Source organism: Streptomyces sp. NPDC029044 (genome assembly GCF_040637495.1).
Classification (GTDB): Bacteria; Actinomycetota; Actinomycetes; order Streptomycetales; family Streptomycetaceae; genus Streptomyces.
Genome location: NZ_JBEZWN010000001.1, coordinates 150,791 through 174,561 on the forward strand (window position 1 = coordinate 150,791; position 23,771 = coordinate 174,561).

Here is a 23,771-nt window from a genome sequence, read left to right on the forward strand (position 1 = left end):
TGGTCACTCGCCTCGTGCCCGCCCGGTGCGGAGGTGCCCGCGACCCGTGAGGTGCCGCGGTTCGATCCGGTACGGGTGCGCGGCGGACACCGGTCCGGCCGGCTCGTCCGACACCGGCGGCGGGCCGTGGCCGTGGGGCTCGCGGTCACCGCCACGGCACTCGTGGCGGCGGGCCCGCGCGATACCGAGGGCGCCCGTGGCCATCCCCGGGCGCGGCCTCCCGCGCAGACGGCCCCGGTGTCCGGGGAGCATCCCGCGCACACGCGCCGTACCACCGGACCCGTGACCGCACCGGTCCGGATCGCCGACGCGGCCACGGTAGGGCTGCTGCGGCCCGGCGACCGGGTCGACGTCATCGCCGCCGAGGGGGCGGTGCCGGGCGGCGACGCCCGGGTGGTCGCGCGCGGGGCCAGGGTGACGAAGGTGCCGGAGCCGGTGGAGGGCGCGGGCGACAGCGGGGCGCTGGTCGTGCTGTCGGTGCCGCGGGGCACCGCCGCGCGGCTGGCCGGTGCCGGTGCCACAGGGCGGTTGGCGGTGACCCTGTGGTGACGTACTCGTCAGAGGGACCCAGGTGCTCCGTTCGGCCGCTCGTTGACGTAGGTTGCGGAGCGTTTTGTTCCACAAGCTGCTCTACAAGCTGCTCGTACGAGGAGAGGCCCCCAGGTGAGCGAGAAGAAGGAGCCGAGTGTCTGGGAGGGCTTCCGGGCCTTCCTGATGCGCGGGAACGTCGTCGATCTGGCGGTGGCGGTGGTGATCGGTGCCGCCTTCACCAACATCGTCAACGCCGTGGTGAAGGGGATCATCAACCCGGTCGTCGGCGCCATCGGCACCAAGAACCTCGACCACTACAGCTCGTGCCTGAGCTCGACCTGCGAGGGCGAGCAGGGCATCCAGATCCTGTGGGGCTCCGTCCTCGGCGCCGCCCTGAGCTTCGTGATCACCGCCGCGGTCGTGTACTTCCTGATGGTCCTGCCCATGGCGAAGTACCTGGCCCGGCAGGAGGCCCGCCGGAAGGCGAAGGAGGGCACGCAGGAGATCTTGGAGGTGACCGAGCTGGAGGTGCTGAAGGAGATCCGGGACGCCCTGGTCGCCCAGCGCGGCTCGGGGCACGACCGCGAGTAGCGCGACGGCTTCAGAGGTGGTGGGGCGGCTTCTCGTCCAGGAAGCGCTTGAGGTCGGCCGCACCGCCACCGGAGTCGGTGCGCTCGCCCCAGCCGCGGTCGGTGTCGTCGGAGGACTGCTGGTCGAGCGGGTCGTCGAAGACCAGCGCGGGCTTCGGCTCGCGCGGCTCGGGGCCGGGGACGGTACTCATGCAACCAGGGTACGGTCGCGGAGAAATTCCCCGTGCCTTCTGCTCTGCTGGGACGCATGACGTCCAGCCCCACTCCCCCGCCCGTCCCCTCGCGCCCGCCCGGCAGCGGGGGGGCGCTGCGCAGGCTTCGGGCCCGTGGCCGCGACGAGGCGCACCGGACGGCCTCGCCGCTGGAGCTCTTCTTCGACCTGTGCTTCGTCGTGGCGGTAGCCCAGGCGGGCATCGCGCTGGTGCACGCCGTCGCCGAGGGCCACGCGGGCCAGGGCATCCTCGACTACGCGATGGTGTTCTTCGCCCTGTGGTGGGCGTGGATGAACTTCACCTGGTTCGCCTCGGCGTACGACAACGACGACGTCCTCTACCGGGTCGTCACGCTGGTGCAGATCGCCGGTGTGCTGGTCCTCGCGGCGGGGGTCTCGCGGGCGTTCGAGGACCACGAGTACCTCGTGGTCTGGCTCGGCTACGCGATCATGCGGGTTGCCATGGCGGCGCAGTGGCTGCGGGCGGCCCGCGCCTCCGGTGGCCCGGAGCGCACGACGGCCCTGCGGTACGCCGGCGGCGTGCTGGCGTGCCAGGTCGGCTGGCTGGGGCTGCTGTTCCTGCCCGAGGGTGCCCTGCCCTGGTCGTTCCTGGTGATGGCGCTGCTGGAGATGTGCGTGCCGCTCTTCGCGGAGAGGGACTTCTCCACATCCTGGCACCCTCGCCACATCGCGGAGCGGTACGGGTTGTTCACCATCATCGTGCTCGGCGAGACGATCGCGGCGGCCACGATCGCGGTGAAGTCCGGCGTCGACGAGAACGACGCGCTGGGCGAGCTCCTCCCCATCGCGGGAGGCGGGCTGCTGGTCGTCTTCGCCGCGTGGTGGATCTACTTCGTGGTGCCCATCCACGGCCATCTGCGGACCAACCGCCAGGCGTTCCTGTGGGGCTACGGCCACTACCTGGTGTTCGCGTCGGCGGCGGCGATCGGGGCCGGGCTGGAGGTGGCGGTGGAGCAGACGGTCGGCAAGGCGCACATCTCCACGCTGGCGGCATCGGCTGCGGTGACCCTGCCGACGGCCCTGTACCTGCTCACGGTGTGGGCCCTGCACTCACGCCACTTCAAGCGGGGCATCACTCAGCAGCTGGTGCTGCCGACGACGGCCCTGCTGGTGATCTGCTGCACGTTCCTGGGTCACTGGGCGGTGTTCGCCGCGGGAGTGGTCTGCGCGCTGTCGGTGGCGGCCGGAGAGACCCTGGCCACGCGCCTGGCCACGCGGGAGAGCGGGCCGGCGACGCGGACCGGGTGAAGACCTCCACGCTCCGGTCCCCGCTCCGGTCCGCGATCCGGTCTGCGATCCGGTCCGCGCGCAGGTCAACCGGCTGACGGGGCGGCCACCGGCCCGGTACGCCCGCAGGGGCCGGCGGCGGACGAGACTGTGCCTCATGACAGTTGACGCACTGACGGATGTCTCCGGTCTGCGTGTGGGACACGCGACGCGCACCGGCGACGGTTGGCTCACTGGCACCACGGTCGTGCTCGCCCCGGAGGGCGGGGCCGTGGCGGCCGTGGACGTGCGGGGCGGCGGGCCCGGCACCAAGGAGACGGACGCGCTGGATCCGCGCAACGTGGTGCGGAAGGTGGAGGCGGTCGTGCTGACCGGCGGCAGCGCGTACGGGCTCGACGCCGCGTCGGGGGTGATGGCCTGGCTGGAGGAGCGGGGGCGCGGGATCCGCGTCGGGCCGGAGGCAGGGCAGGTCGTGCCGGTGGTGCCCGCCGCCTGCGTCTTCGACCTGGGGCGGGGCGGTGACTTCCGGGCCCGGCCGGACGCGGCGACCGGCCGGGCCGCGGTCGAGGCCGCCGCGGCGAGCGAGCCGGGCGCGCCGGTGCCCCAGGGGTGCGTGGGGGCGGGCACGGGAGCGGTGGCCGGGGTGGTGAAAGGCGGTATCGGCAGCGCGAGCACGGTGCTCGGCTCGGGGATCACGGTGGCCGCACTGGTCGTGGCCAACGCGGCGGGATCCGCGGTGGATCCCGAAACGGGGGTGCTGTACGGGGAGTTGTTCCAGGGGCGGGTGGAGTACCCGGCGGAGGAGGTGCACGCGCGGGCCCTGCGGCGCCTGGCCGAGGCGGCCGCGAGGAACACGCCGCCCCCGCTCAACACGACGCTCGCCGTGGTGGCCACGGACGCGGACCTGTCCAAGGCGCAGGCGCAGAAGCTGGCCGGCACGGCGCACGACGGCATCGCCCGAGCGGTGCGTCCGGTGCACCTCCTCAACGACGGGGACACGGTGTTCACACTGGCGACGGGCGACCGGGCCCTGGACTCGGCGAACCCGCTCGCGCTGAACGAGATCCTCGCGGCGGGTGCGGACATGGTGACGCGCGCGATCGTCCGGGCCGTGCGGGCGGCGCACCCGGTGGACGGTCCGGGCGGGGCGTGGCCGTCGTACGGGGAGCTGTACGCGCGCGGCTGAACAGGCCTGCGGGCACAGCGGATCCACAGCCGAACCGGAATTTGTCGCGGTTCTGTCACGTGACGGCCTTCATGGGGAACGGACGGAACCCGACCGGCTCCCCGGCCCCTCTTCCCTCACGTACCGGAGCGGATCACGCAACATCACATGAACTGGGAGCAGCCCGTGACAACGCCGAACATTTCAGCGCGGCGCACTCTGGGGGCCTGTGCCGCCCTGATGGTCGGCGCCCTGACGCTCACCGCCTGCGGTGGCAGCGCCAACGCCAAGGACGACGAGAAGGGCGGCGGCGAGGGCGGCCCGAAGACGTCCGTGGCGAAGATCGCCATCTCGGCGAAGGACGGTTCGACCGGCGCGTCCATCAACACGACCGGCGTGAAGGTCAGCGACGGGAAGCTGACCGAGGTGAAGATGACCGTGGCGGGCAGCGGGCAGACCGTCGCGGGGTCGGTCTCCGGGGACGGCAAGGCCTGGAAGCCGAAGGAGCAGCTGGAGCGCGGGACGAAGTACCAGATATCGGCGACCGCCAAGGACGCGGACGGCCGGACGGCCGCGGCCAACTCCATCTTCACGACGGTGACGACGTCGAACAGCTTCATCGGTACGTACACGCCGGACAACGGCACCACGGTCGGCGTGGGCATGCCGGTGTCGTTCACCTTCGACAAGGCCATCACCGACCGGAAGGCCGTGCAGTCGCACATCACGGTCTCCTCCAGCAGCGGGCAGAAGGTCGTCGGGCACTGGTTCAACGGGCAGCGCCTCGACTTCCGGCCCGAGGAGTACTGGAAGGCCGGCTCCAAGGTCACGATGAAGATCGACCTGGACGGGGTCGAGGGCGCGAACGGCGTCTACGGCGTGCAGAAGAAGACGGTCACCTTCACGGTGGGCCGTTCGCAGGTCTCCACGGTCGACGCCGGCACCCAGACCATGACGGTCGTCCGGGACGGCAAGACCGTCAAGACGATCCCGATCTCGGCGGGCAGCCCGGAGCACACCACGTACAACGGGCAGATGGTGATCTCCGAGAAGTTCGTCCAGACCCGGATGAACAGCCGGACGGTCGGGCTGGGCGGGGAGTACGACATCCCGGACGTGCCGCACGCGATGCGACTGACGACGTCGGGCACGTTCATCCACGGCAACTACTGGTACAACAAGGGCAATCCGCCCTTCGGTCGTCAGGGCACCAGCCACGGCTGCGTCGGTCTCGCCGACGTGCAGGGCGCGGGCGGAGCCACGCCGGCCAAGTGGTTCTACGACAACTCCCTCATCGGGGACGTGGTGATCGTGAAGAACTCCCCCGACAAGACGGTGGCTCCGGACAACGGGCTCAACGGCTGGAACATGGCGTGGAGCCAGTGGGTCGCGGGCAGCGCCTCCTGACCCCCTGAAAGACCACCCCAGCTGGGGTTTTTGACGGACCGACCGGGCCGCGCGGGAACATTTCGCGCGGCCCGCGCGTTTTCCCGGACGTACGTTTTCTCGGTTCCCGGACATGATGTCCGACCGAGGGGCTACCGTATGCACCCACAAGGTGACATGCAGCAACGCCGGGAGAAACCTTGAGCGTTCCGTACGAGACGGCAGCGTACGAACCCGACTCGCCCGAGACTCCGGAGGAGCACCTCGCGCGACTCCTCGGCCGCGCCCTGAACTCCTTCGAGCTACCGGACGAGACGATAAGGCGCCTGGACTGCGCGCTGGCGCACGACGGTTCGCTGCACTCCGCGCACCACAGCGCGGGCCTGCACCGGGAGACGTACCGGCACACGTGGCTGCTCGCCGACGGTTCGGCGCTCACCCTCTGGGAGCTCGTCCACAACACCGCGCCGGGCAGCGAACCGCATCACGAGGTGTACGTCGACGAGGAGGAGCTGCGCGCCGCCACCCTGCGGCTGCCGCTGCCGCCGGAGACCCCGGACTTCGAACTGCCGGTGGCGGTACAGCTGTCACCGGTCCCCGCTCCCCGGCACGCGTACGCCGCGGAGAACTCCGCGGACCACGCGCGCCGTTTACTGCGCCGGGCGGAGAACGCGGACCGGCCGGGCGCGGACACGGCGGCCCTGCTGGCCACCGCGTCGGGGCACCAGATCACCCAGGCCTTCGGCCGCCCGTGCAGGGCGGGCCGGGCGGGCCTGGGCTTCTCGCTCTACGAGCACGCGTTCCTGCTGCGCGACGGCGAGGAGGTCTCCCTCTGGGAGGTCGAGCACACGGCGACGCCGGACGGGCGGCACATGTGCGAGGTGTACGCCAGCGAGGACGCGGCGCGCGACGCGATGGAGCGGCGGGCGTCGCAAGTCTCCTGAGGAGGACCGACTTCTGCTGGACGCTTCTAGACGCCTCTGTCGCCGAGTTGGCGCACCAGCTCGGCGAAGGCGGCTCTCTCCTCGGTGGTCAGCTCCACGGACTCCGACCGGGGGCCCGTCTGCCGCTGCTGCGGGAGGGCGGGGAGCGGGTGGCCTTCGGGCCATCGGGAGACGTGCTCGGGCATGCGCCCCAGTAGACACCACGGCCCGGGACTTCGGTCCCGGGCCGTGACTTTCGTGATCTATCTCGCAGGTGGCATGAACGGTTCACACACCTCGAAAGGGGCGAACCTCCAGCCGCTTCACGCCGCGACGGGCTGCTTCGTCTCCGCCGCCCGGGCCGCGCCGCCCTCGCCGGAAGCCGGGGCGGCACCCTCGACCGGCTTGCGCAGGCCCTTGAGGACGACCACCAGGGCCGTCGTGACGCAGACGCCCGCGGCGATCGCGATCAGGTAGAGGAACGCGTTGCCGATCAGCGGGACCACGAAGATGCCGCCGTGCGGGGCCCGCAGCGTGGCGCCGAAGGCCATCGACAGGGCGCCGGTGACCGCGCCACCGGCCATGGAGGCCGGGATGACGCGCAGCGGGTCGGCCGCGGCGAACGGGATCGCGCCCTCGGAGATGAAGGAGGCGCCGAGCACCCAGGCGGCCTTGCCGTTCTCTCGCTCGGTCTGGGTGAAGAGCTTGCCGCGCACGGTCGTCGCCAGGGCCATGGCCAGCGGCGGGACCATGCCGGCCGCCATCACCGCGGCCATGATCTTCATCGCCGAGTCGCTGGGGCTGGCCACCGCGATGCCGGCCGTGGCGAAGGTGTAGGCGACCTTGTTGACGGGGCCACCGAGGTCGAAGCACATCATCAGGCCGAGGAGGGTGCCGAGCAGGATCGCGTTGCTGCCGGACAGGCCGTTCAGCCAGTCGGTCATGCCCTTCTGGGCCTCGGCGATGGGCTTGCCGATGACGACGAACATCAGGAACCCGACGATCGCCGAGGAGATCAGCGGGATCACCACCACGGGCATGATGCCGCGCAGCGCCGCCGGGACGTTCACCTTCTGGATCGCCATCACCACGCCGCCGGCGATCAGACCGGCCGCCAGGCCGCCGAGGAAGCCTGCGTTGATGTTGAACGCGATCATGCCGCCGACGAAGCCGGGCACGATGCCGGGCCGGTCGGCCATGCCGTAGGCGATGTAGCCGGCCAGGACGGGGACGAGGAAGCCGAAGGCGACGCCGCCGATCTGGAAGAGCAGGGCCGCCCAGCTGTCGGCCTGGGTCCACAGGAAGTGGTCCATCACCGACGGGGCCTTGTTGATCTTGTAGCCGCCGATCGCGAACCCGAGGGCGATGAGCAGACCGCCCGCGGCGACGAACGGCACCATGTAACTGACGCCGGACATCAGCCACTTGCGCAGCTTGGTGCCGTAGCCCTCGCCGGAGTCGCCCGCGCGGTCCACCGGGGAGGCCGGGGCGGATCCGGAGGTGACCTCGCCGCGCGCCGCCTTTTCGCGGACCTCGGCGATGAGTTCGGCGGGGCGGTTGATGCCCGCCTTCACGCCGACGTCGACGGTGGCCTTGCCGGCGAACCGCTCCTTCTCCCGTACGGGCACGTCGTGGGCGAAGATCACGGCGTCCGCCGCCGCGATGACCTCCGGGTCGAGCCGGGTGAAACCGGCCGATCCCTGGGGCTCGACGGTGAGTTCCACACCCGCCTCACGGCCGGCGTTCTCCAGGGACTCGGCCGCCATGTAGGTGTGGGCGATGCCGGTGGGGCAGGAGGTGACGGCGACGATCCGGAACGGCCGCTCCTCGGCGGGAGCGGGATCGTAGGTGACCGTGGCGGCGGCGGGAGAGGCCGCTCCCGCCGACGCCACGGTGTCTTCGGAACCCGCGGGTGCGGGCGCTTCGGGCTCGTCGCCGCGGATCAGCGCCGCCGCGGCCGGCGCGTCGCCCACCGCGCGCAGGGCGTCGGTGAACTCGCTGTTCATCAGCTGCCGGGCCAGCGACGACAGGATCGTCAGATGGGCGTCGTCCGCACCGGCCGGCGCGGCGATCAGGAAGATCAGGTCGGCAGGGCCGTCCGGGGCGCCGAAGTCGATGCCGGAGGCGCTGCGGCCGAAGGCGAGCGTCGGCTCGGTGACGTGCTCGCTGCGGCAGTGCGGGATGCCGATGCCGCCGTCGAGGCCGGTCGGCATCTGAGCCTCGCGGGCTGCCACATCGGCGAGGAAGCCGTCCAGGTCGGTCACCCGGCCCAGGGCCACCATGCGCTCGGCGAGGGCTCGCGCCGCCGCTTCCTTGGTGTCGGCGGCCAGGCCGAGATCGACCAGGTCCGCCGTGATCATGTCGCTCATCGCGGGCTCCTTAGCACGCGTATCGCCCGGTGGGAGGGGTGGGCGGGGAGGGGGACGGGGGTGCGGTGGGGGGTGACGGGGGTGGAGGCGGGGCCCGCGGGTAACGGGGAGGGGGCCCGCCGCTCGCGCGTCGGTCCGCGCTGCTCGTCGTACGTCATGACACCGGCTCCTTCAGCACACGGTCGGCCGGGACCTCGGCCGTGACCGTCACCGCCGCCGGGTCCAGGTCGCTCGGTGTCGGCATGACGCTGCCGGGGAGCTGGACGGCCGCCGCGCCGTGGGCGACCGCGGAGGCGAGGGCCTCGGGGCCGTTGCCTCCGGCGATCAGGAAACCGGCGAGGGAGGAGTCGCCGGCGCCCACGTTGCTGCGGACGGCGGCCACCCGGGCGCTGCCGAACCAGGCGCCCTCGTCGGAGACGAGCAGCTGCCCGTCGGCGCCGAGGCTCGCGAGGACGGCCCGGGCACCCATCTCACGCAGTTCCTCGGCGGCCTTGACGGCGTCGATGACAGTGGCGAGGGGACGGCCGACGGCTCCGGCGAGCTCCTCGGCGTTCGGCTTGACGACGTCCGGCCGCTCACGCAGGGCGGCGAGCAGCGCGGGCCCGGAGGTGTCCAGGGCGATCCGCGCCCCGGCGGCGTGCGCGCGGGCGACCAGCTCGGCGTACCAGGACGGGGCGAGGCCGCGCGGGAGGCTGCCGCAGCAGGCGATCCAGGAGGCGTCGCGGGACTGCCGGCGCACGGTCTCCAGGAGCAGTTCGCGCTCGGCGTCGGAGAGTTCCGGGCCGGGCGCGTTGATCTTCGTCAGGACGCCGTCGGCCTCGGCGAGGGCGATGTTGGAGCGGGTGGCCCCGGCGACCGGGACGGGCGCGACCTCGATGCCCTGCTGGTCGAGCAGGTCGGCGACGAGGGCGCCCGGGGCGCCGCCCAGGGGCAGGACCGCCACCGTGCGCTGCCCCGCCGCGGCGACGGCGCGCGAGACGTTCACGCCCTTGCCGCCCGGGTCCATCCGCTCGCCGGTGGCGCGGATGACCTCGCCGCGGTCGAGGGACGGCACCTCGTAGGTGCGGTCCAGTGACGGGTTGGGGGTGACGGTGAGGATCATGCGCGCACTACTTCCGTGCCGCCACGCTCGATCGCGACGGCGTCTTCGGGGCTCAGCCCGCTGTCGGTGATCAGCAGGTCCACATCGCTCAGGTCGCCGAAGCGGGCGAAGTGCTCCTGGCCGTGCTTGGAGGAGTCGGCGAGCAGCACCACCCGGCGAGCGGCGGCCACGGCCGCGCGCTTCACGGCGGCCTCGGCGAGGTCGGGCGTGGTCAGACCGTGCTCGGCGGAGAAGCCGTTGGCGGCCACGAACAGCACGTCGGCGCGGATCTCGCCGTACGCCCTGAGCGCCCAGGCGTCCACGGCGGCGCGGGTGCGGTGCCGTACGCGCCCCCCGATGAGGTGGAGCTGGATGCCGGGGTGGTCGGCGAGGCGGGCGGCGATGGGGAGGCTGTGCGTGACGACGGTGAGGGAGGCTTCCAGCGGGAGGGCGGCGGCCATCCGGGCCACCGTCGTCCCGGCGTCGAGGATGACCGTGCCCTCGACGGGCAGCTCCGCGAGGGCCGCCTTGGCGATGCCGTCCTTCTCGTCGGCGGCGGTCGTCTCGCGTTCGGCGAGGTCCGGCTCGAAGTCGAGGCGCCCGGCCGGGATGGCCCCGCCGTGCACCCGGCGGACCAGTCCGGCGCGGTCGAGGGCCTTCAGATCCCGGCGGATCGTCTCCGCCGTCACCTGGAACTCCTCCGCCAGCGACACGACATCCACTCGGCCGCCGTCACGGGCGAGCCGGAGGATCTCCTGCTGCCGTTCCGGTGCGTACATGTCCGTTCGCCTCCGCCTCATGCCCGAACGTGTGGTTTCAGCGGGAGGCTACGCCGAGATTTCCGCAAAGTAAACAGGTTCGGACCCAATCGGGCATGAGCGGAAACGCGGGCGGGCCCGGCACCCGAGGTGCCGAGCCCGTTCAGTCCCGATCGCCGCCCTAGGAGACCAGCGCCGGTTCCTTCTCCACCCCCTGCGCCTGCTCGCCCTCCACGTGCTGAGCGGGCCGCTTCGGCAGCGCGAACATCAGCAGGAAGATGGCGCCCATCACCCCGGCGACCCAGCCGAGCGCGTTCTGGAAGGCGTCCGCGAAGGCCGGACCGATCTGCTCCCGCCGCAGGTGGTCGGAGATCGTGCCGAAGAACACCACCGACACCAGGCCGAGCCCCAGCGCGTTGCCCATCTGCTGCACGGTGTTGATCAGCCCCGACGCCGAACCGGAGTGCTCGCGCGGCACCTCCGAGAGGATCGCGTCGGTCAGCGGCGCGACGATCAGCCCCATGCCCACGCCCATCACCACGAGCGGGAGCGCCATCTGCCAGGGCTCTATCGCGAGGCCGTAGTGCCCGGACTCCCAGATGTAGAGCAGCACCCCGGCCGCCATCACCAGCGCGCCCGCCTGGAGCACCTTGCGCCCGAAACGCGGGACCAGCTTCTGCACCGACATCCCGGCCGCCACCGACACGGCGATCGAGAACGGCACCCCGGTCAGTCCGGCCTTCAGCGGGCTCCAGCCCAGCCCGAACTGCATGTACAGCGTCCAGACCAGGAAGAACACGCCGAGCGCGACCCCGAAGACGGTCTGCACGGCGATCCCGGCCGCGAAGCTCTTGACCTTGAACAGCGACAGCTCGACCAGCGGGGACCCGTCCCGCGCGGCCTTGCGCTTCTCGTACGCCACCAGCGCCGCGAGGACGACGAGCGACCCGGCCATCGAGACGTACCCCCACACCGGCCAGTCCAGCTCGCGGCCCCGGATGAGCGGGTAGAGCAGCATCAGCAGGCCCAGGGTCACCAGCGCGACGCCCACCAGGTCCAGCTTCAAGGCGCGCGGCGCCTTCGACTCGCTGATGTAACGGCTGCCGAGTATCAGGCCGGCGACGCCCACCGGCAGATTGATCAGGAAGATCGACCGCCACTCCCAGCCGAACAGGTTCCACTCGGTCAGCAGCGCGCCCAGCAGCGGACCGGACACGGCCCCGAGGCCGACGACCGCGCCGAACAGCCCGAACACCTTGCCCCGTTCGTGCGCCGGGAAGGTCGCGTGCACGATCGACAGCACCTGCGGCACCATCAGCGCCGCCATGCCGCCCTGGAGGAACCGCGAGGCGACCAGCATCTCCGGGTTCACCGCGAGACCGCAGAGCGCGGAGGCGACCGTGAACCCGCCGATCCCGACGAGGAAGATCCGCTTGCGCCCGTGGATGTCGCCGAGCCGTCCGCCGGTGATCAGGCCCGCGGCGAAGGCGAGGGCGTAACCGGCGGTGATCCACTGGATCTGGCTGAAGGACGCGCCGGACTCCCGCTGGATCGAGGGGATGGCGATGTTGACGATCGTCACGTCGACGAGGTCCATGAAGGCCGCGGTCATCACGATCGCGAGGGCGAACCAGCGCCGGCGGTCGGTCCCGCCGCCCGCTGTGCCGAGGGTGGTGTCGGTGGAGTTCATGGTTCGAAGTTAGTCCCCTACTAGGTCAGATCGTGTCCTAGTGCTGCGGCATCCTCTTCGGTATGACGACGGACACTCCGGCCCGGCTGCTGACACTCCTCTCCCTCCTCCAGACGCCCCGTGAATGGCCGGGCGGTGAGCTCTCCGAGCGGCTCGGGGTCTCCCGCCGCACGGTCCGGCGGGACATCGACCGGCTGCGCGAGCTGGGCTACCCCGTGCAGGCGACCAAGGGCGCCGACGGCGGCTACCGGCTGGTCGCCGGCAAGGCCATGCCACCGCTCGTGCTCGACGACGAGGAGGCCGTGGCCATCGCGGTCGGCCTGCGTGCCGGGGCCGGGCACGCCGTGGAGGGCCTCGACGAGGCCTCGGTGCGGGCGCTGGCCAAGCTGGAGCAGGTCCTGCCCGGCCGACTGCGTCACCGCGTGGCCACCCTCCAGGCCGCGACCACTCCACTGACCAGCGGGGACGGGCCGAGTATCGCGCCCGAGACACTGACCGTCATGGCCTCGACGGTGGCCGGGCACGAGCGGCTGCGGTTCGCCTACCGGGCCGCTGACGGCACCGAGTCGCGGCGCCTGACGGAGCCGTACCGGCTGGTGTCGACGGGCCGCCGCTGGTACCTCGTGGCGTATGACATCGACCGGGACGACTGGCGCACGTTCCGCGTCGACCGGGTCAGCGAGCCGTTCGCCACGGGGGCCCGGTTCGCACCGCGCGAACTGCCCACGGGGAGCGCGGCCGAGTACCTGCGGCGCTCGATGCAACGGCAGCAGCAGTCCTACGACTTCGAGGTCACGTTCGCCGCACCGGCCGACTTCGTCGCGGCCCGGGTGCCCCACTGGCTGGGCACGCCCGAGCCGTTGGACGACGGCAGCTGCCGGCTGCGGGGGTCCGCCGGGGACGCCGTGCAGTGGGTGGCGTTCCGGCTGGCGATGCTGGAGTGCGACTTCGCGGTGCACGAACCGGCGGAACTCGTCACGGCCGTCAGGGAGTTGGGGGCCCGGTTGAGCAGGGCGGCCGGCGGACGGGACGCGGAGGGGCCATGAGCCCTGGCGTCACGGCCCCCACCTGAAGTCCCGCAGGGCCGCGAGATTGCGCAGGGCGAGTTCCGCCGGACCGTCCGGACCCTCGACGGGCCCCTCCCCCGCGGCCCACGCCTCCAGCGCGGCTCGGACGGGCCATGAGCCCTGGCGTCACGGCCCCCACGGGAAGTCCCGCAGGGCCGCGAGATTGCGCAGGGCGAGTTCCGCCGGACCGTCCGGACCCTCGACGGGCCCCTCCCCCGCGGCCCAGGCCTCCAGCGCGGCTCGGACGGCGGCGCTCGCCACGGCGGCGGCGAAGCGCAGCTCGGGGGTGAGCGCGGGTGGCTCGCCCGTCGCGGCAACGTTGTCGCCGCCCCTGGGCAGCCCGGTCACGCCGGACGTCCCGGGGGTGCCTGCACGTGTCACCCGTTCCGCGAGCACCTCCCCCAGCAGCCGCTCGGACGCCTGGCACACCTCCGCCCACACCCTGCGCAGGGACGGCGTCGCCTCGGCCAGGCGCAGCAGCGAGCGGACCCACTCCCAGGAGGACGCCGAGACGGCTACGCCGGGGGTGAGGGTGTGGCGCACCCCCTGCTCCAGGGCCCGCAGGACCCCGGCGTCGGCGGGAGCGGCACGCACCGCCTCCACCCAGCGCTGGGCTCCGGCCGCGTAGAGCGGGGCGACGGCCTCCTCCTTGGTGGCGAAGTACCGGTAGAAGGTGCGCGGGGCGATGCCCGCGGCCTGGGCGATGTCCTCCGCGCGGCTGGCCCGCAGGCCGTGCCGTACGAAGAGGCCGGCCGCCGCCCGGGCGATCTCCATACGTGTCTCGGCCTTCCGCCGCTCGGTCAGCGAGGGCGGAGGCGGGGTCGGGGTGGTGCTGCTCACGCCCGGCAGGCTATGCCCATGTGACACAATCTGCCATCTGGCGGGCCACCCCGTGGTTCAGGTACGGGGTGCCCCGCCCTCCAGCAAGAGAGCCGGGCCCCGACGTCCGGGGGGAAGGACGCCGAAGCCCGGCTTCGGGGAAAGTCCCGGCGCCGGGGGGAGTGCGACGGGACGTGGCTTGCGGGGTCAAGGGGGTGTGCCCCGGGCCCGAACTGGTGGACCCAGAAGTCTTGTTCCCTGAGTCCGCGGATTGAAGCAGCGTTACAACGCCATGTTTGCGCGGTCTTTCGCCACCCGGCGTACGCGGGGCCCGCCGGGCGCACACGGTCCGTCACCACTGGCCGTGGGAACGAGTCGTACGCCCGGCCGCACTCCGTGCTCACGGGTTGCGGCGCCCGGCGCAAGGTTCTTGCGCCGCCGGTCTCACGCCGCCCGGCGCAGGGGTGTTGCTCGGCCGCGCGGGCCGGGCGTCACGCCGCCGCGTCGAACCCGGTGCTGCGGGCCAGCTTCTTCAGCTCCAGCAGCGCGTGCTTCTCGATCTGGCGGATCCGCTCGCGGGTCAGGCCGTGCTCCTTGCCGACCTCGGTCAGCGTGCGCTCCCGGCCGTCCTCGATGCCGTAGCGCATCTTGATGATGGAGGCCGTGCGCTGGTCGAGGCGGCCGATCAGGTCGTCGAGCTCCTCGCTGCGCAGCAGGGTGAGGACCGACTGCTCGGGCGACACCGCCGAGGTGTCCTCCAGGAGGTCGCCGAACTGGGTCTCGCCCTCGTCGTCAACCGACATGTTCAGCGAGACCGGGTCGCGGGCCCAGTCGAGGACGTCGGTGACGCGCTCCGGGTTGGAGCCGAGCTCGGCTGCGATCTCCGCGGGCTCCGGGTCCCGGCCGTGCTCGCGGTTGAACTCGCGCTGCACACGGCGGATCCGGCCGAGCTCCTCCACGAGGTGGACGGGCAGGCGGATCGTACGGGACTGGTCGGCTATCGACCGGGTGATGGCCTGGCGGATCCACCACGTGGCGTACGTGGAGAACTTGAAGCCCTTGCGGTAGTCGAACTTCTCGACCGCGCGCACCAGGCCGGCGTTGCCCTCCTGGATCAGGTCCAGCAGCGGCAGGCCGCTGCGGGGGTAACGGCGGGCGACCGCGACGACCAGACGCAGGTTGGAGCGGATGAAGACGTCCTTGGCACGCTCGCTCGCGTCGACCAGGGCCCGCAGCTCCTCGGGCGAGGCCCCGGCCTTGTTCTCCTCCAGGCCGTCGAGGATCTGCTGTGCGAACACACCCGCTTCGATGATCTGCGACAGCTCGACCTCCTTGGCGGCGTCGAGCAGCGGTGTGCGCGCTATCTCGTCGAGGTACATGCCGACCAGGTCGCGGTCGGCGATCTCGCCGCCATGGGCGCGAACACTGCTTGCCGCGTCGGCCGTCTCGCCGGTGGCGGACTGACGACGGGCGACGGCACGGGTTGCCATGCGAGCTCCCTTGCGATGGTGAGGTCAGCGGGTGGTCCTTCGGACGCTGGACTCCGTCTTCCGGGACTCTCCGGACTCTCCTCGGGTGCCCTGCATCCGATGGAAACAACGACTGGAATCAGGACAGAATTCCCAACCCGGCCTCCGATTTTTCTGATCATGCAGTACCCTGTCCGGCCACGCAGGGAGGCGCGATGCTGCCGGAACGTACAGAGGTGCAGGTCAGGCCGGGGGTCGAGGGTGACCTCGAAGCTCTCACAGCCCTCTACAACCACTATGTACGTGAGACGGCGATCACATTCGATACCGCGGTTTTCACTCCGGAGGAGCGCCGCCCTTGGCTGCTCTCCCACCCTGAAGACGGGCCGCACCGCCTGATGGTTGCCACGACGGCGGACCCGCAGGAGATTCTGGGCTACTCCACATCAAGCCCTTTCCGAGCGAAGCCCGCCTATGCCACCTCCGTCGAGACGACCGTGTACGTCGCCCCGCAGGCCGGCCGGCGCGGTATCGGCACGCTCCTCTACACGGCCCTCTTCGAGGCCCTGTCGGGCGAGGACCTGCACCGCGCCTACGCGGGCATCGCGCTGCCGAACGAGGCGTCGGCCCGGCTGCACGAGCGCCTCGGCTTCCGGCACGTCGGCACGTACCGTGAGGTGGGCCGCAAGTTCGGCCGGTACTGGGACGTGGCCTGGTACGAGAAGCCGCTGTAGGAGCGCCCCCGGGCAGGCCCCGCCGGGGCCCGTGTCAGCCGAACTGCACCGACCGCTTCGCCAGCCCCATCCAGAACCCGTCGATCATGGACTTCTGCGCGTCCAGCTCGCCGGCCGCGTCGGCCGCGCCCATCGTCACGAAGAGCGGGGCGAAGTGCTCGGTGCGCGGGTGGGCCAGCTGTCCGGCGGGGGACTTGCGGGTGAAGTCGAGCAGGGCGTCCACGTCACGCGCCTCCAGCGCCCGCCGGCCCCAGTCGTCGAACTCCGCCGACCAGGCGGGGATGCCGCCCTGCCGCAGCGCGGCCAGGTTGTGGGTGAAGAAGCCCGAGCCGACGATGAGCACGCCCTCGTCCCGCAGCGGGGCGAGCCTGCGGCCGATCTCCATGAGCCGGACCGGGTCGAGCGTCGGCATGGACACCTGGAGGACCGGGAGGTCGGCCTCCGGATACATCTCGACCAGCGGGACGTACGCACCATGGTCGAGGCCGCGGTCGGGGACGTCCTGGACGGGCATGCCGGGGGCGCGCAGCAGCTTGCGTACGGACTCCGCGAGCTCCGGTGCGCCGGGGGCGTCGTACGTCACCCGGTAGTAGTGCTCCGGGAAGCCCCAGAAGTCGTAGACGAGCGGGACCGTCTCGGTGGCACCGAGGGCGAGCGGGGCCTCCTCCCAGTGGGCGGAGACGATCAGGACGGCCTTGGGGCGCGGCAGTCCGGCGGACCAGGCGGCCAGCTCACCGGGCCAGACCGGGTCGTCCGCCAGGGGCGGGGCGCCGTGGCTGAGGTACAGAGCGGGCATGCGCTCCTGGGTGGCGGCGGACATGCTGCGGCTCCTTCCAAAACGTGGTTCCCTACAAAACTGTACGGACCATTTGTTTAAAGTTCAAGGAGGAGCCGCGTAAAGTGGAAGGCATGAAGGCACCCGCATCCGCACCGACACCGGGCTCCGCCCAGGAGCCCCAGGAACCGCGCTGGCTCACCGACGAGGAGCAGCACGTCTGGCGTTCGTTCATGGAGGGCGTCACCCTCCTCGACGACCATCTCGACCGTCAGCTCCAGCGCGACGCGGGCATGCCGCACGTCTACTACGGCCTTCTGGTCAAGCTGGCCGAGGCGCCGCGGCGGCGGCTGCGGATGACCGAACTCGCGATGCTGGCCAAGATCACCCGGTCCCGGCTCTCGCACGCCGTCGCACGGCTGGAGAAGAACGGCTGGGTGCGCCGGGAGGACTGCCCCGACGACAAGCGGGGCCAGTTCGCCGTGCTCACGGACGAGGGCTACGACGTGCTGCGGCAGACCGCACCGGGCCATGTGGAGGCCGTGCGGCAGGCGGTCTTCGACCGGCTCACCCCGCAACAGCAGAAGTCCCTCGGCGAGATCATGCGGATCGTCGCCGAGGGACTTCAGCCGGCCGAAGCGGGTGCGGACCTGCCCTGGCTCCGCTGACGCGGGAGCCGGGCAGGTCCTGGAATCCGCAGGCGCGAGGCGTCCCCTTCCTCGCGCCTACGGGTGGCCCGAAGGGGTGCGGTCCTACGGGTGGCCCGAAGGGGTGCGGTGCGCGGGCGTCAGTGGGCGACGACCGGGATCTGCACCTCGTCCGCCGCGTCCTCGCCGGAGGACGCCACCGTCGTACCGCCCGGGCGGCCGGCGTTGACGAAGGTCAGGGCGATCGCGGCGGCCACCACGAGGATGCCGACGGCGAACCAGATGGCGCTGGTGTAGCCCTGCACCATGGCCTCCAGCTGGACCAGCTGCTGCTGGGACCGGCTGGTCGCCCCGGCGATGTGGTCGGCGACGTACGCCGTCGTCGCCGAGGCGGCGATGGTGTTCAGCAGGGCCGTGCCGATCGCGCCGCCCACCTGCTGCGAGGTGTTGACCATCGCGGAGGCGACACCGGAGTCCCGGGGCTCGACGCCCTGCGTGGCCAGCGACATGGCCGGCATGAACGCCGTACCCATGCCGAGACCGAGCAGCAGCATCGCCGGCAGCAGCAGGGCGGCATACGAGGAGCCGATCTCCAGCTGGGTCAGCAGCAGCATGCCGAGCGCGGCGACCAGGAAGCCGGGGCCCATCAGCAGGCGCGGCGCGACCCGGGTCATCAGGCGGGTGCCGATCTGGGTGGAGCCCGTGATCATGCCCGCGATCATCGGCAGGAACGCGAACCCGGTCTTGACCGGCGAGTAGCCCTTCACGATCTGGAGGTAGTAGGTCAGGAAGAGGAACAGGCCGAACATCGCGATGATCGCGAGACCGAGGGAGAGGTAGATCCCGCCGCGGTTGCGTTCGGTGACCACGCGCAGCGGCAGCAGCGGGGCCTTGACCTTGGACTCGACGAACACGAAGGCCGCGAGCAGCACGGCGGAGGCGACGAACATGGCGACGGTCACGGTGTCGCTCCAGCCGTCGGACTCGGCGCGGGTGAAGCCGTAGACCAGGGCGACCAGACCGAAGGTGGACAGCAGCACGCCGGGGATGTCGAGCGGCGAGCGGTTGCGGCCGCCCTCGGGCTCACGGATGACGAAGTACGCCCCGGCCGCGGCGACGATGGCGAACGGGATGTTCACGAAGAACGTCCAGCGCCAGTCCAGGTACTCGGTGAGGAAACCGCCGAGGATCAGACCGACCGCACCGCCACCACCGGCGATGGCGCCGTAGATGCCGAACGCCTTGGCGCGCTCCTTGGCGTCGGTGAACATCACGGCCAGCAGGGAGAGCGCGGCGGGCGCGAGCAGGGAACCGAAGACACCCTGGAGGGCGCGGGCGCCGAACATCATCGCCTCGTTGGTGGCCGCGCCGCCGAGCGCGGAGGCCGCGGCGAAACCGCCCAGACCGACGACGAAGGCCTTCTTGCGTCCCCACAGGTCGGCTATCCGGCCGCCGAACAGGAGCAGACCGCCGAAGGCGAGCGCGTAGGCCGTGACGACCCACTGCCGGTTGCCGTCGGAGATGCCCAGGTCCTGCTGGGCGGAGGGCAGGGCGATGTTCACGATGGTGGCGTCCAGGACGACCATCAGCTGGGCGAGCGCGATGAAGACGAGCGCTTTCCAGCGGTTGGCGTCCGGTTCCCTGGCCGGTGTGCCGAGGGCCTTTGAGGCTGTTTCAGACATGGGGATACCCACTTCGGGACTTCGTGACGGAAAAATCGGGACTTCGTACTGTAAAAGGGTGACGAAAGGTGACGGCTTGCCTGCGGGGACGGCCGTAGGGCTGCCGTTCGGACGTAGGGGCTGCCGTTCGGACGTAGGGGCTGCCGTTCGGACGTAGGGGCTGCCGTTCGGCTGTCGTTCAGGGTTCAGACGGGTGGGGCGGCCTGAAACTCATCGGCGAAGCGGTCGGACGGAAACCAGGGAACTGGAGGGATCGGTCTGGTTCGAATCGGGCTGAACGGATCGGGCTGAACGGATCGGTCAGGGCCGGCGCAGGTCCTCCAGAGTCACGGCCGTGCCCGGGAGGGCGGAGCGGGCGGGGGCCCGCAGCCCGTCCAGGAACAGCTGGAGATGGCGGTGGACGAACCGGTCGGCCCGGAAGCAGTCCGTGCCGGCCGGGGGCCGGCTGAGCTGGGCCACGGCGATCATGACGTCCCCGACGTCCACGTCGGACCGGAGCTGCCCGGCCGACCTGGCGCGGTCCATGACCTCCGCGATCAGCCGCTCGACCCGTTCGCGCGCGGCCTCCAGATCCGGGTGGTGCTGGTCGAACGTGCTGGAGATCATCGGGCACAGCGCGCTGATCCGCTCGTCGGCGGCGGCGTGCACGAAGCGCTCCAGCGCCTCGAACGCGTCGCCGGTCTCGGCGAGCGCGACCTCGGCCGCCGCAGCCGTACGGTCCATGACGGAGCAGACGACCTCGCGGACGAGCGCGTCGCGGTCCGGGAAGTTGCGGTACACCGTGGCGTTGCCGACGCCGGCCCGGCGGGCGATCTCGTCGAGGGGCACCTCGGGGCCGTGCTCGACGAACATCTCCCGGGCGGCGGTGACGATCCGCTCCCGGTTGCGCAGGGCGTCGGCGCGGGGCCGGGGCACCTTGCGCGCTTCGGGGGTGGCGGTCTGCACGGTGTACTCCTGGTGAGTGAGGCGATCCGGGGACTGCATCCCCGTTTCGGTCGGACACATGGCTAAACGGGGAGTAGGTCCCCGGTATTTCCCGCTCCCGCAGAAAATGTTTGTGACCTGGCTCACAAGCCCCCTCGGCCCCTACTGACGGGAAACCCACGATCGGTCTCTCCCAGCGCGCGCCCCTTCACCCCGCGACGCAGGGTGATCGCAAGGGTGCAGCCGGAGACCGGTGGCTGCCGTGGCGCGGGAGGTCCCTTGCAGGTCCCTTGCACGCAGCCGCAGCCACGGCGCCCCCGGCCGGACGGCGCGGGCCCGCGCGGCCACCGGATACCCAGGCGCCGGCTGGCCGCCCTGGCGTGCGTGACCGCCCTGACCTTCACGGTCAGCACCTCGGCGGGCACCGGCCCACTCGCCCCGGGCTCCAGTACGGCGGGAGCAGGCCCCATCACCCTGTCCCACACCTCGGCACACGGCCCCTGCATGATCCGCGGCGCCCGCGAGGTCCAGATGTCCGAGGGCATCCCCACCTCCGCCGGCTACACCCGCTCCACCGGCACCGTCCGCGCCCTCACCCTCATGGTCGACTTCTCCGACGCCCCCGGCGAGGGTGACGCACAGGACCGCTTCCACGAGTTCTTCCCGCAGACCCGCGACTGGTTCCGCACCAGCTCCTACGGCCGCCTCGACTACCGCCCCGAGACCCCGATACCCGGCTGGCTGCGGATGCCGAAGTCGTTCCGCGAGTACGGCATAGAGCGCGGGGCCCCGTTCGAACCCGGTTACCGCGCCCTGGTCGAGGACCTGGTGGCGGCGGCCGACCCGAAGGTGGACTTCCGCGCGTACGACCTGCTGAACGTCCTGGTCACCCCGAACGCCGGCCCCTCCGCCCTGGACACGGTCCTGTCCGTCACCTTCGCCGGCAATCCGGAGGCACCCCAGGCCGACGGCATACCCGTGGCCAACGCCTCCTTCGTCTACTCCCGCCAGGACGACGGCTCCGGCTCCTACGACCGCACCGGCTACCGCGTCCTCCCCCACGAGAACGGCCACGTCTTCGGCCTGCCCGACCTGTACACCGCGGAGGGCGGGGGCGCGGTCGGCCACTGGGACATCATGAGCGAGGACTGGGGGGCCAACAACGACTTCCTCGGCTGGCACAAATGGAAGCTGGGCTGGCTCGACGCCACCCAGGTCCACTGCGCGGCCTCCCCCGGGACCTCGGAGTACACCCTGACGCCCCTGGCCCTCGCCGGCGGTTCCAAGCTGGTCTTCGTCCCCCTGGACGGCAGAACCGGCTACGCCGTCGAACTGCGTACCCGCGCCGGCAACGACGAGGCGGTGTGCCGCCCGGGTGTGCTGATCTACCGGGTCGACGCGGAAGTGGACACGGGCATGGGCCCGGTCACCGTCATCGACTCCCGCCGCGACAGCGGCGGCTGCACACGCGCGCCGAACGTCCACGCGGAACTGTCGGACGCACCGTTCACCCCCGGGGAGAGGTTCCATGACGCGGGGAGCGGGATCACGATCGAGGTGACGGGGGTGGGGGCGGGGACGGTGGGGGCGGCGGGGGCCGGTGCGGAGGAGGGGTACCGGGTGCGGGTGACGAGGGGGTAGGGAGGGGGCGGGCGGGAACGGGGGCCACCGGGAACCGGGGGGCGGGAACGGGGGCCACCGGGAACCGGGGGGCGGCGGGGGTCGGCGTGGAGGAGGGCCGGGTGCGGGTGCCGAGGGGTAGGACGGGGGCGGGAACGGGGGTCGGTGCGGAGGAGGGGGTACCGGGTGTGGTGACGCGAGGGGGTAGGGGGGTAGGGAGGGGGCGGCCTGCGCAAGCATGGGGGGTCGGTCATGCCCCCGGGCAGCCCGGCCTCCGGCCCACCGTTTCGGATTACGGTGGGCTTGCCGCGACCGCCGTACCGGAGAACCGATGCCAGCGAAGCCCATGCCCGAGACGCCTCCGGAGGAGTCCGCCCCCACGGCCGACAAGAAGGGGCCGCCGGCCGAGGCGGCCACTACCGCCAGGACTCCTGGCCTCACCGGCACCGGTGGGAGCGCCCCCGCGGAGGCGGTCGCACCCCTCATCCGCGGCATCGCGGTGCTGCGGGAACTGACGGAGGCGAACGGCACGCTGAGCCTGAGCGGCCTGGAACGCGCCACCGGCCTCGCCCGCTCCACGGTCGACCGCATCACGGCCACTCTCGCCCGCATGGGGTACGTCCGCTTCGACGGCCGGGACGTCCACCTGTCCCCCCGCCTGATGGAGCTGGGCAACGCCTACCTGTCGGCCCTGCGCCTGCCCGCCCTGCTCTCCCCGCACGCGGACGCCCTGGCGGACGACCTGGACGAGTCGGTCTCCCTCGCTGTCGCCGACCAGGACGGCATCCGCTTCATCCACCAGGCGACCCGCCGCCGCGCGATGTCCCTCAGCTTCCGCATCGGCGACCTGCTCCCGGCCGAACGCACGGCCCCCGGACCGCTGTTCGCGACGGAGTGGACGACCACGGACTGGCGGCGCTGGCGGCACCGCAGGGCGACGGACCCCAGGGACCTGTCCTTCACGGCCGTACCGCCACGGACCCACCGACCGGACGCGCGGGACGACGACGCCTTCGTCCGCCGCACGGAAGAGGCGTCCGCCCACGGCTGGTCCCTGGACGACCAGTTGATCGAGCCGGGTCTGGTGGCGATCTCGGTGCCGGTCCGCAGCCCGGGAGCGGACGGCCGGATCGCAAGCGTGGCGAGCGTGGTCAGCCACACGAGCCGCCACACCGCGCACGACCTGCGGGCGACCCTCCTCCCGAGGCTGCGGTCCGCGGTCGAGGCGATGGAACGCGAACTGCGCGACACCCCGCCCCCCGAGCCCGGGCCGCCCCCCGCGGACCTGGCGCTCTGGACGGGCGCGTCCAAGCAGCGACTGGGCCGTGAGTTCATCGAATCCCTGGCCCGGGGGCTGACGGTCCTCACCGCCTTCGGCGAGGGCAGGCCGGAGCTGACCCTCACCGAGGTGGCCCGGGCGACGGGCCTGGCCCGGGCGACGGCCCGCCGGGCCCTGATCACCTACGAACACCTGGGCCTGGTCGCCTCCGCCGACCGCACCTTCACACCGACCCCCCGGGTCCTCTCCCTCGGCTTCCCACCCTTGTCCCGCACCACCCTCCCGGAGATCGCCCAGCCGCACCTGGCCGACCTGACGTCCCGCATCCACGAGTCGACGTCACTGGCGGTGCTGTCGGACTCCGGCGAGGAGATCCAGTTCACGGCCAGGGTGACCACGGCCCGGGTGATGAGCGTGAACATCACGGTGGGCACGCGCTTGCCCGCCTACGCGACGGCACTGGGCAGGGTCCTCCTGGCGGACACCCGTGACGACGAGGCCCTGGCCTCGGTCCGCTCCGAGGGGTACGCCCTGGTGGACGAGGAACTGGAAGAGGGCCTCCGCTCGATCGCGGTCCCGGTCCGCGACCGGTCGGGCCGGGTGGTGGCGGCCCTGAACACGGCACTCCACGCCAGCCGCCGCACCCCGCGGGAGTGCGTGACGGACCTCCTCCCGGAACTGACGGCGACGGCGACGCGCATCCAGACGGACTTCCACACGGCGGCGCGCTTCACTCACGTTCCCGTGTCCTGAATCCCCACCGGCCCGGCCCACGCCTCTGACGTGACCCCCACACCCGCCGG

General features: G+C 72.0%; 22 protein-coding genes. 11 read left to right on the forward strand and 11 right to left on the reverse strand.

Annotation, left to right across the window (positions count from 1 at the left end; genetic code table 11):
• Window positions 1-33: 33 nt before the first annotated feature.
• Both AB0E85_RS00695 and mscL read left to right on the forward strand, forming a co-directional pair.
• Complete coding sequence (locus AB0E85_RS00695) at window positions 34-549, forward strand: hypothetical protein (RefSeq protein ID WP_361921031.1); 516 nt, start codon at window positions 34-36, stop codon at window positions 547-549.
• A gap of 114 nt (window positions 550-663) precedes the next feature.
• Window positions 664-1,122 (forward strand): large conductance mechanosensitive channel protein MscL, encoded by a 459-nt coding sequence (gene mscL, locus AB0E85_RS00700; protein WP_209442627.1) that lies wholly within the window; start codon window positions 664-666, stop codon window positions 1,120-1,122.
• Window positions 1,123-1,132: 10 nt separating this feature from the next.
• On the opposite strand, the gene AB0E85_RS00705 is transcribed toward mscL, so the two are convergent.
• Window positions 1,133-1,312, reverse strand: coding sequence for a hypothetical protein (locus AB0E85_RS00705; protein WP_361921033.1), 180 nt, complete (start codon window positions 1,310-1,312; stop codon window positions 1,133-1,135).
• Between the two features lie 56 nt (window positions 1,313-1,368).
• On the opposite strand from AB0E85_RS00705, the gene AB0E85_RS00710 reads away from it, so the two are divergent.
• The 4 genes from AB0E85_RS00710 (at window position 1,369) to AB0E85_RS00725 (ending at window position 6,075) form a co-directional block, all read left to right on the forward strand.
• The gene (locus tag AB0E85_RS00710) at window positions 1,369-2,601 is read left to right on the forward strand and encodes a low temperature requirement protein A (RefSeq protein ID WP_361921035.1); all 1,233 of its coding nucleotides are present in this window, start codon (window positions 1,369-1,371) and stop codon (window positions 2,599-2,601) included.
• A gap of 136 nt (window positions 2,602-2,737) precedes the next feature.
• Window positions 2,738-3,766, forward strand: a complete 1,029-nt coding sequence (locus AB0E85_RS00715; protein ID WP_361921037.1) for a P1 family peptidase — start codon at window positions 2,738-2,740, stop codon at window positions 3,764-3,766.
• 165 nt (window positions 3,767-3,931) lie between these two features.
• Complete coding sequence (locus tag AB0E85_RS00720) at window positions 3,932-5,152, forward strand: Ig-like domain-containing protein (protein WP_361921039.1); 1,221 nt, start codon at window positions 3,932-3,934, stop codon at window positions 5,150-5,152.
• Between the two features lie 179 nt (window positions 5,153-5,331).
• Window positions 5,332-6,075, forward strand: coding sequence for a DUF6227 family protein (locus AB0E85_RS00725; protein ID WP_361921041.1), 744 nt, complete (start codon window positions 5,332-5,334; stop codon window positions 6,073-6,075).
• 26 nt (window positions 6,076-6,101) lie between these two features.
• On the opposite strand, the gene AB0E85_RS00730 is transcribed toward AB0E85_RS00725, so the two are convergent.
• The 5 genes from AB0E85_RS00730 to AB0E85_RS00750 form a co-directional block, all read right to left on the reverse strand.
• Window positions 6,102-6,260 carry a hypothetical protein gene (locus AB0E85_RS00730; RefSeq protein ID WP_361921459.1) on the reverse strand — a complete coding sequence of 53 codons (159 nt, stop codon included), beginning with the start codon at window positions 6,258-6,260 and terminating at the stop codon, window positions 6,102-6,104.
• Window positions 6,261-6,377: 117 nt separating this feature from the next.
• Entirely contained in the window at window positions 6,378-8,423 is a 2,046-nt protein-coding gene (locus tag AB0E85_RS00735; protein WP_361921043.1) for a fructose-specific PTS transporter subunit EIIC, read from the reverse strand.
• Window positions 8,424-8,577: 154 nt separating this feature from the next.
• Window positions 8,578-9,525, reverse strand: coding sequence for a 1-phosphofructokinase (gene pfkB, locus AB0E85_RS00740; protein WP_361921045.1), 948 nt, complete (start codon window positions 9,523-9,525; stop codon window positions 8,578-8,580).
• A complete protein-coding gene (locus AB0E85_RS00745) occupies window positions 9,522-10,283 on the reverse strand; it encodes a DeoR/GlpR family DNA-binding transcription regulator (RefSeq protein ID WP_184561265.1) in 762 nt (253 codons plus the stop codon). Before AB0E85_RS00745 ends, pfkB begins: the two co-directional genes overlap by 4 nt.
• Window positions 10,284-10,443: 160 nt before the next feature.
• Window positions 10,444-11,952, reverse strand: a complete 1,509-nt coding sequence (locus tag AB0E85_RS00750) for an MFS transporter (protein ID WP_361921047.1) — start codon at window positions 11,950-11,952, stop codon at window positions 10,444-10,446.
• Window positions 11,953-12,014: 62 nt separating this feature from the next.
• Between AB0E85_RS00750 and AB0E85_RS00755 the strand changes: the two genes are divergently transcribed.
• A complete protein-coding gene (locus AB0E85_RS00755) occupies window positions 12,015-12,998 on the forward strand; it encodes a YafY family protein (protein ID WP_361921049.1) in 984 nt (327 codons plus the stop codon).
• A gap of 147 nt (window positions 12,999-13,145) precedes the next feature.
• Here AB0E85_RS00755 and AB0E85_RS00760 read toward each other — a convergent pair whose 3' ends face one another.
• Together AB0E85_RS00760 and AB0E85_RS00765 are read right to left on the reverse strand one after the other, a co-directional pair.
• Entirely contained in the window at window positions 13,146-13,859 is a 714-nt protein-coding gene (locus AB0E85_RS00760; RefSeq protein ID WP_361921051.1) for a TetR family transcriptional regulator, read from the reverse strand.
• Between the two features lie 470 nt (window positions 13,860-14,329).
• On the reverse strand, window positions 14,330-15,328 hold the full coding sequence (locus tag AB0E85_RS00765; protein ID WP_033314571.1) for a sigma-70 family RNA polymerase sigma factor: 999 nt from the start codon (window positions 15,326-15,328) through the stop codon (window positions 14,330-14,332).
• A gap of 197 nt (window positions 15,329-15,525) precedes the next feature.
• Here AB0E85_RS00765 and AB0E85_RS00770 point away from each other — a divergent pair, with 197 nt between their 5' ends.
• The gene (locus tag AB0E85_RS00770; protein ID WP_361921436.1) at window positions 15,526-16,041 is read left to right on the forward strand and encodes an N-acetyltransferase family protein; all 516 of its coding nucleotides are present in this window, start codon (window positions 15,526-15,528) and stop codon (window positions 16,039-16,041) included.
• Window positions 16,042-16,075: 34 nt separating this feature from the next.
• Here the strand turns inward: AB0E85_RS00770 and AB0E85_RS00775 are convergent, their stop codons facing one another.
• Complete coding sequence (locus AB0E85_RS00775; RefSeq protein WP_361921054.1) at window positions 16,076-16,861, reverse strand: class III extradiol ring-cleavage dioxygenase; 786 nt, start codon at window positions 16,859-16,861, stop codon at window positions 16,076-16,078.
• 89 nt (window positions 16,862-16,950) lie between these two features.
• Here AB0E85_RS00775 and AB0E85_RS00780 point away from each other — a divergent pair, with 89 nt between their 5' ends.
• Window positions 16,951-17,484: a MarR family transcriptional regulator gene (locus AB0E85_RS00780; protein ID WP_358952871.1), complete on the forward strand. Its 534-nt coding sequence runs from the start codon at window positions 16,951-16,953 to the stop codon at window positions 17,482-17,484.
• Between the two features lie 119 nt (window positions 17,485-17,603).
• Here the strand turns inward: AB0E85_RS00780 and AB0E85_RS00785 are convergent, their stop codons facing one another.
• Window positions 17,604-19,145: an MFS transporter gene (locus tag AB0E85_RS00785; RefSeq protein ID WP_361921056.1), complete on the reverse strand. Its 1,542-nt coding sequence runs from the start codon at window positions 19,143-19,145 to the stop codon at window positions 17,604-17,606.
• Window positions 19,146-19,445: 300 nt separating this feature from the next.
• Entirely contained in the window at window positions 19,446-20,090 is a 645-nt protein-coding gene (locus tag AB0E85_RS00790) for a helix-turn-helix domain-containing protein (RefSeq protein WP_361921058.1), read from the reverse strand.
• 363 nt (window positions 20,091-20,453) lie between these two features.
• Here AB0E85_RS00790 and AB0E85_RS00795 point away from each other — a divergent pair, with 363 nt between their 5' ends.
• Window positions 20,454-21,710 carry a M6 family metalloprotease domain-containing protein gene (locus AB0E85_RS00795; RefSeq protein WP_361921060.1) on the forward strand — a complete coding sequence of 419 codons (1,257 nt, stop codon included), beginning with the start codon at window positions 20,454-20,456 and terminating at the stop codon, window positions 21,708-21,710.
• A 310-nt stretch (window positions 21,711-22,020) separates the two neighbouring features.
• A complete protein-coding gene (locus tag AB0E85_RS00800) occupies window positions 22,021-23,721 on the forward strand; it encodes an IclR family transcriptional regulator C-terminal domain-containing protein (protein WP_361921061.1) in 1,701 nt (566 codons plus the stop codon).
• Window positions 23,722-23,771 lie beyond the last annotated feature (50 nt).

Excerpts from the sequence above, each read along its gene's own strand:
- AB0E85_RS00705 (WP_361921033.1), bottom strand. The coding sequence starts at position 1,312 with ATGAGTACCGTCCCCGGCCCCGAGCCGCGCGAGCCGAAGCCCGCGCTG.
- AB0E85_RS00710 (WP_361921035.1), top strand. The coding sequence starts at position 1,369 with ATGACGTCCAGCCCCACTCCCCCGCCCGTCCCCTCGCGCCCGCCCGGC.
- AB0E85_RS00715 (WP_361921037.1), top strand. The coding sequence starts at position 2,738 with ATGACAGTTGACGCACTGACGGATGTCTCCGGTCTGCGTGTGGGACAC.
- AB0E85_RS00730 (WP_361921459.1), bottom strand. The coding sequence starts at position 6,260 with ATGCCCGAGCACGTCTCCCGATGGCCCGAAGGCCACCCGCTCCCCGCC.
- AB0E85_RS00735 (WP_361921043.1), bottom strand. The coding sequence starts at position 8,423 with ATGAGCGACATGATCACGGCGGACCTGGTCGATCTCGGCCTGGCCGCC.
- pfkB (WP_361921045.1), bottom strand. The coding sequence starts at position 9,525 with ATGATCCTCACCGTCACCCCCAACCCGTCACTGGACCGCACCTACGAG.
- AB0E85_RS00745 (WP_184561265.1), bottom strand. The coding sequence starts at position 10,283 with ATGTACGCACCGGAACGGCAGCAGGAGATCCTCCGGCTCGCCCGTGAC.
- AB0E85_RS00750 (WP_361921047.1), bottom strand. The coding sequence starts at position 11,952 with ATGAACTCCACCGACACCACCCTCGGCACAGCGGGCGGCGGGACCGAC.
- AB0E85_RS00755 (WP_361921049.1), top strand. The coding sequence starts at position 12,015 with ATGACGACGGACACTCCGGCCCGGCTGCTGACACTCCTCTCCCTCCTC.
- AB0E85_RS00765 (WP_033314571.1), bottom strand. The coding sequence starts at position 15,328 with ATGGCAACCCGTGCCGTCGCCCGTCGTCAGTCCGCCACCGGCGAGACG.
- AB0E85_RS00775 (WP_361921054.1), bottom strand. The coding sequence starts at position 16,861 with ATGTCCGCCGCCACCCAGGAGCGCATGCCCGCTCTGTACCTCAGCCAC.
- AB0E85_RS00780 (WP_358952871.1), top strand. The coding sequence starts at position 16,951 with ATGAAGGCACCCGCATCCGCACCGACACCGGGCTCCGCCCAGGAGCCC.
- AB0E85_RS00785 (WP_361921056.1), bottom strand. The coding sequence starts at position 19,145 with ATGTCTGAAACAGCCTCAAAGGCCCTCGGCACACCGGCCAGGGAACCG.
- AB0E85_RS00800 (WP_361921061.1), top strand. The coding sequence starts at position 22,021 with ATGCCAGCGAAGCCCATGCCCGAGACGCCTCCGGAGGAGTCCGCCCCC.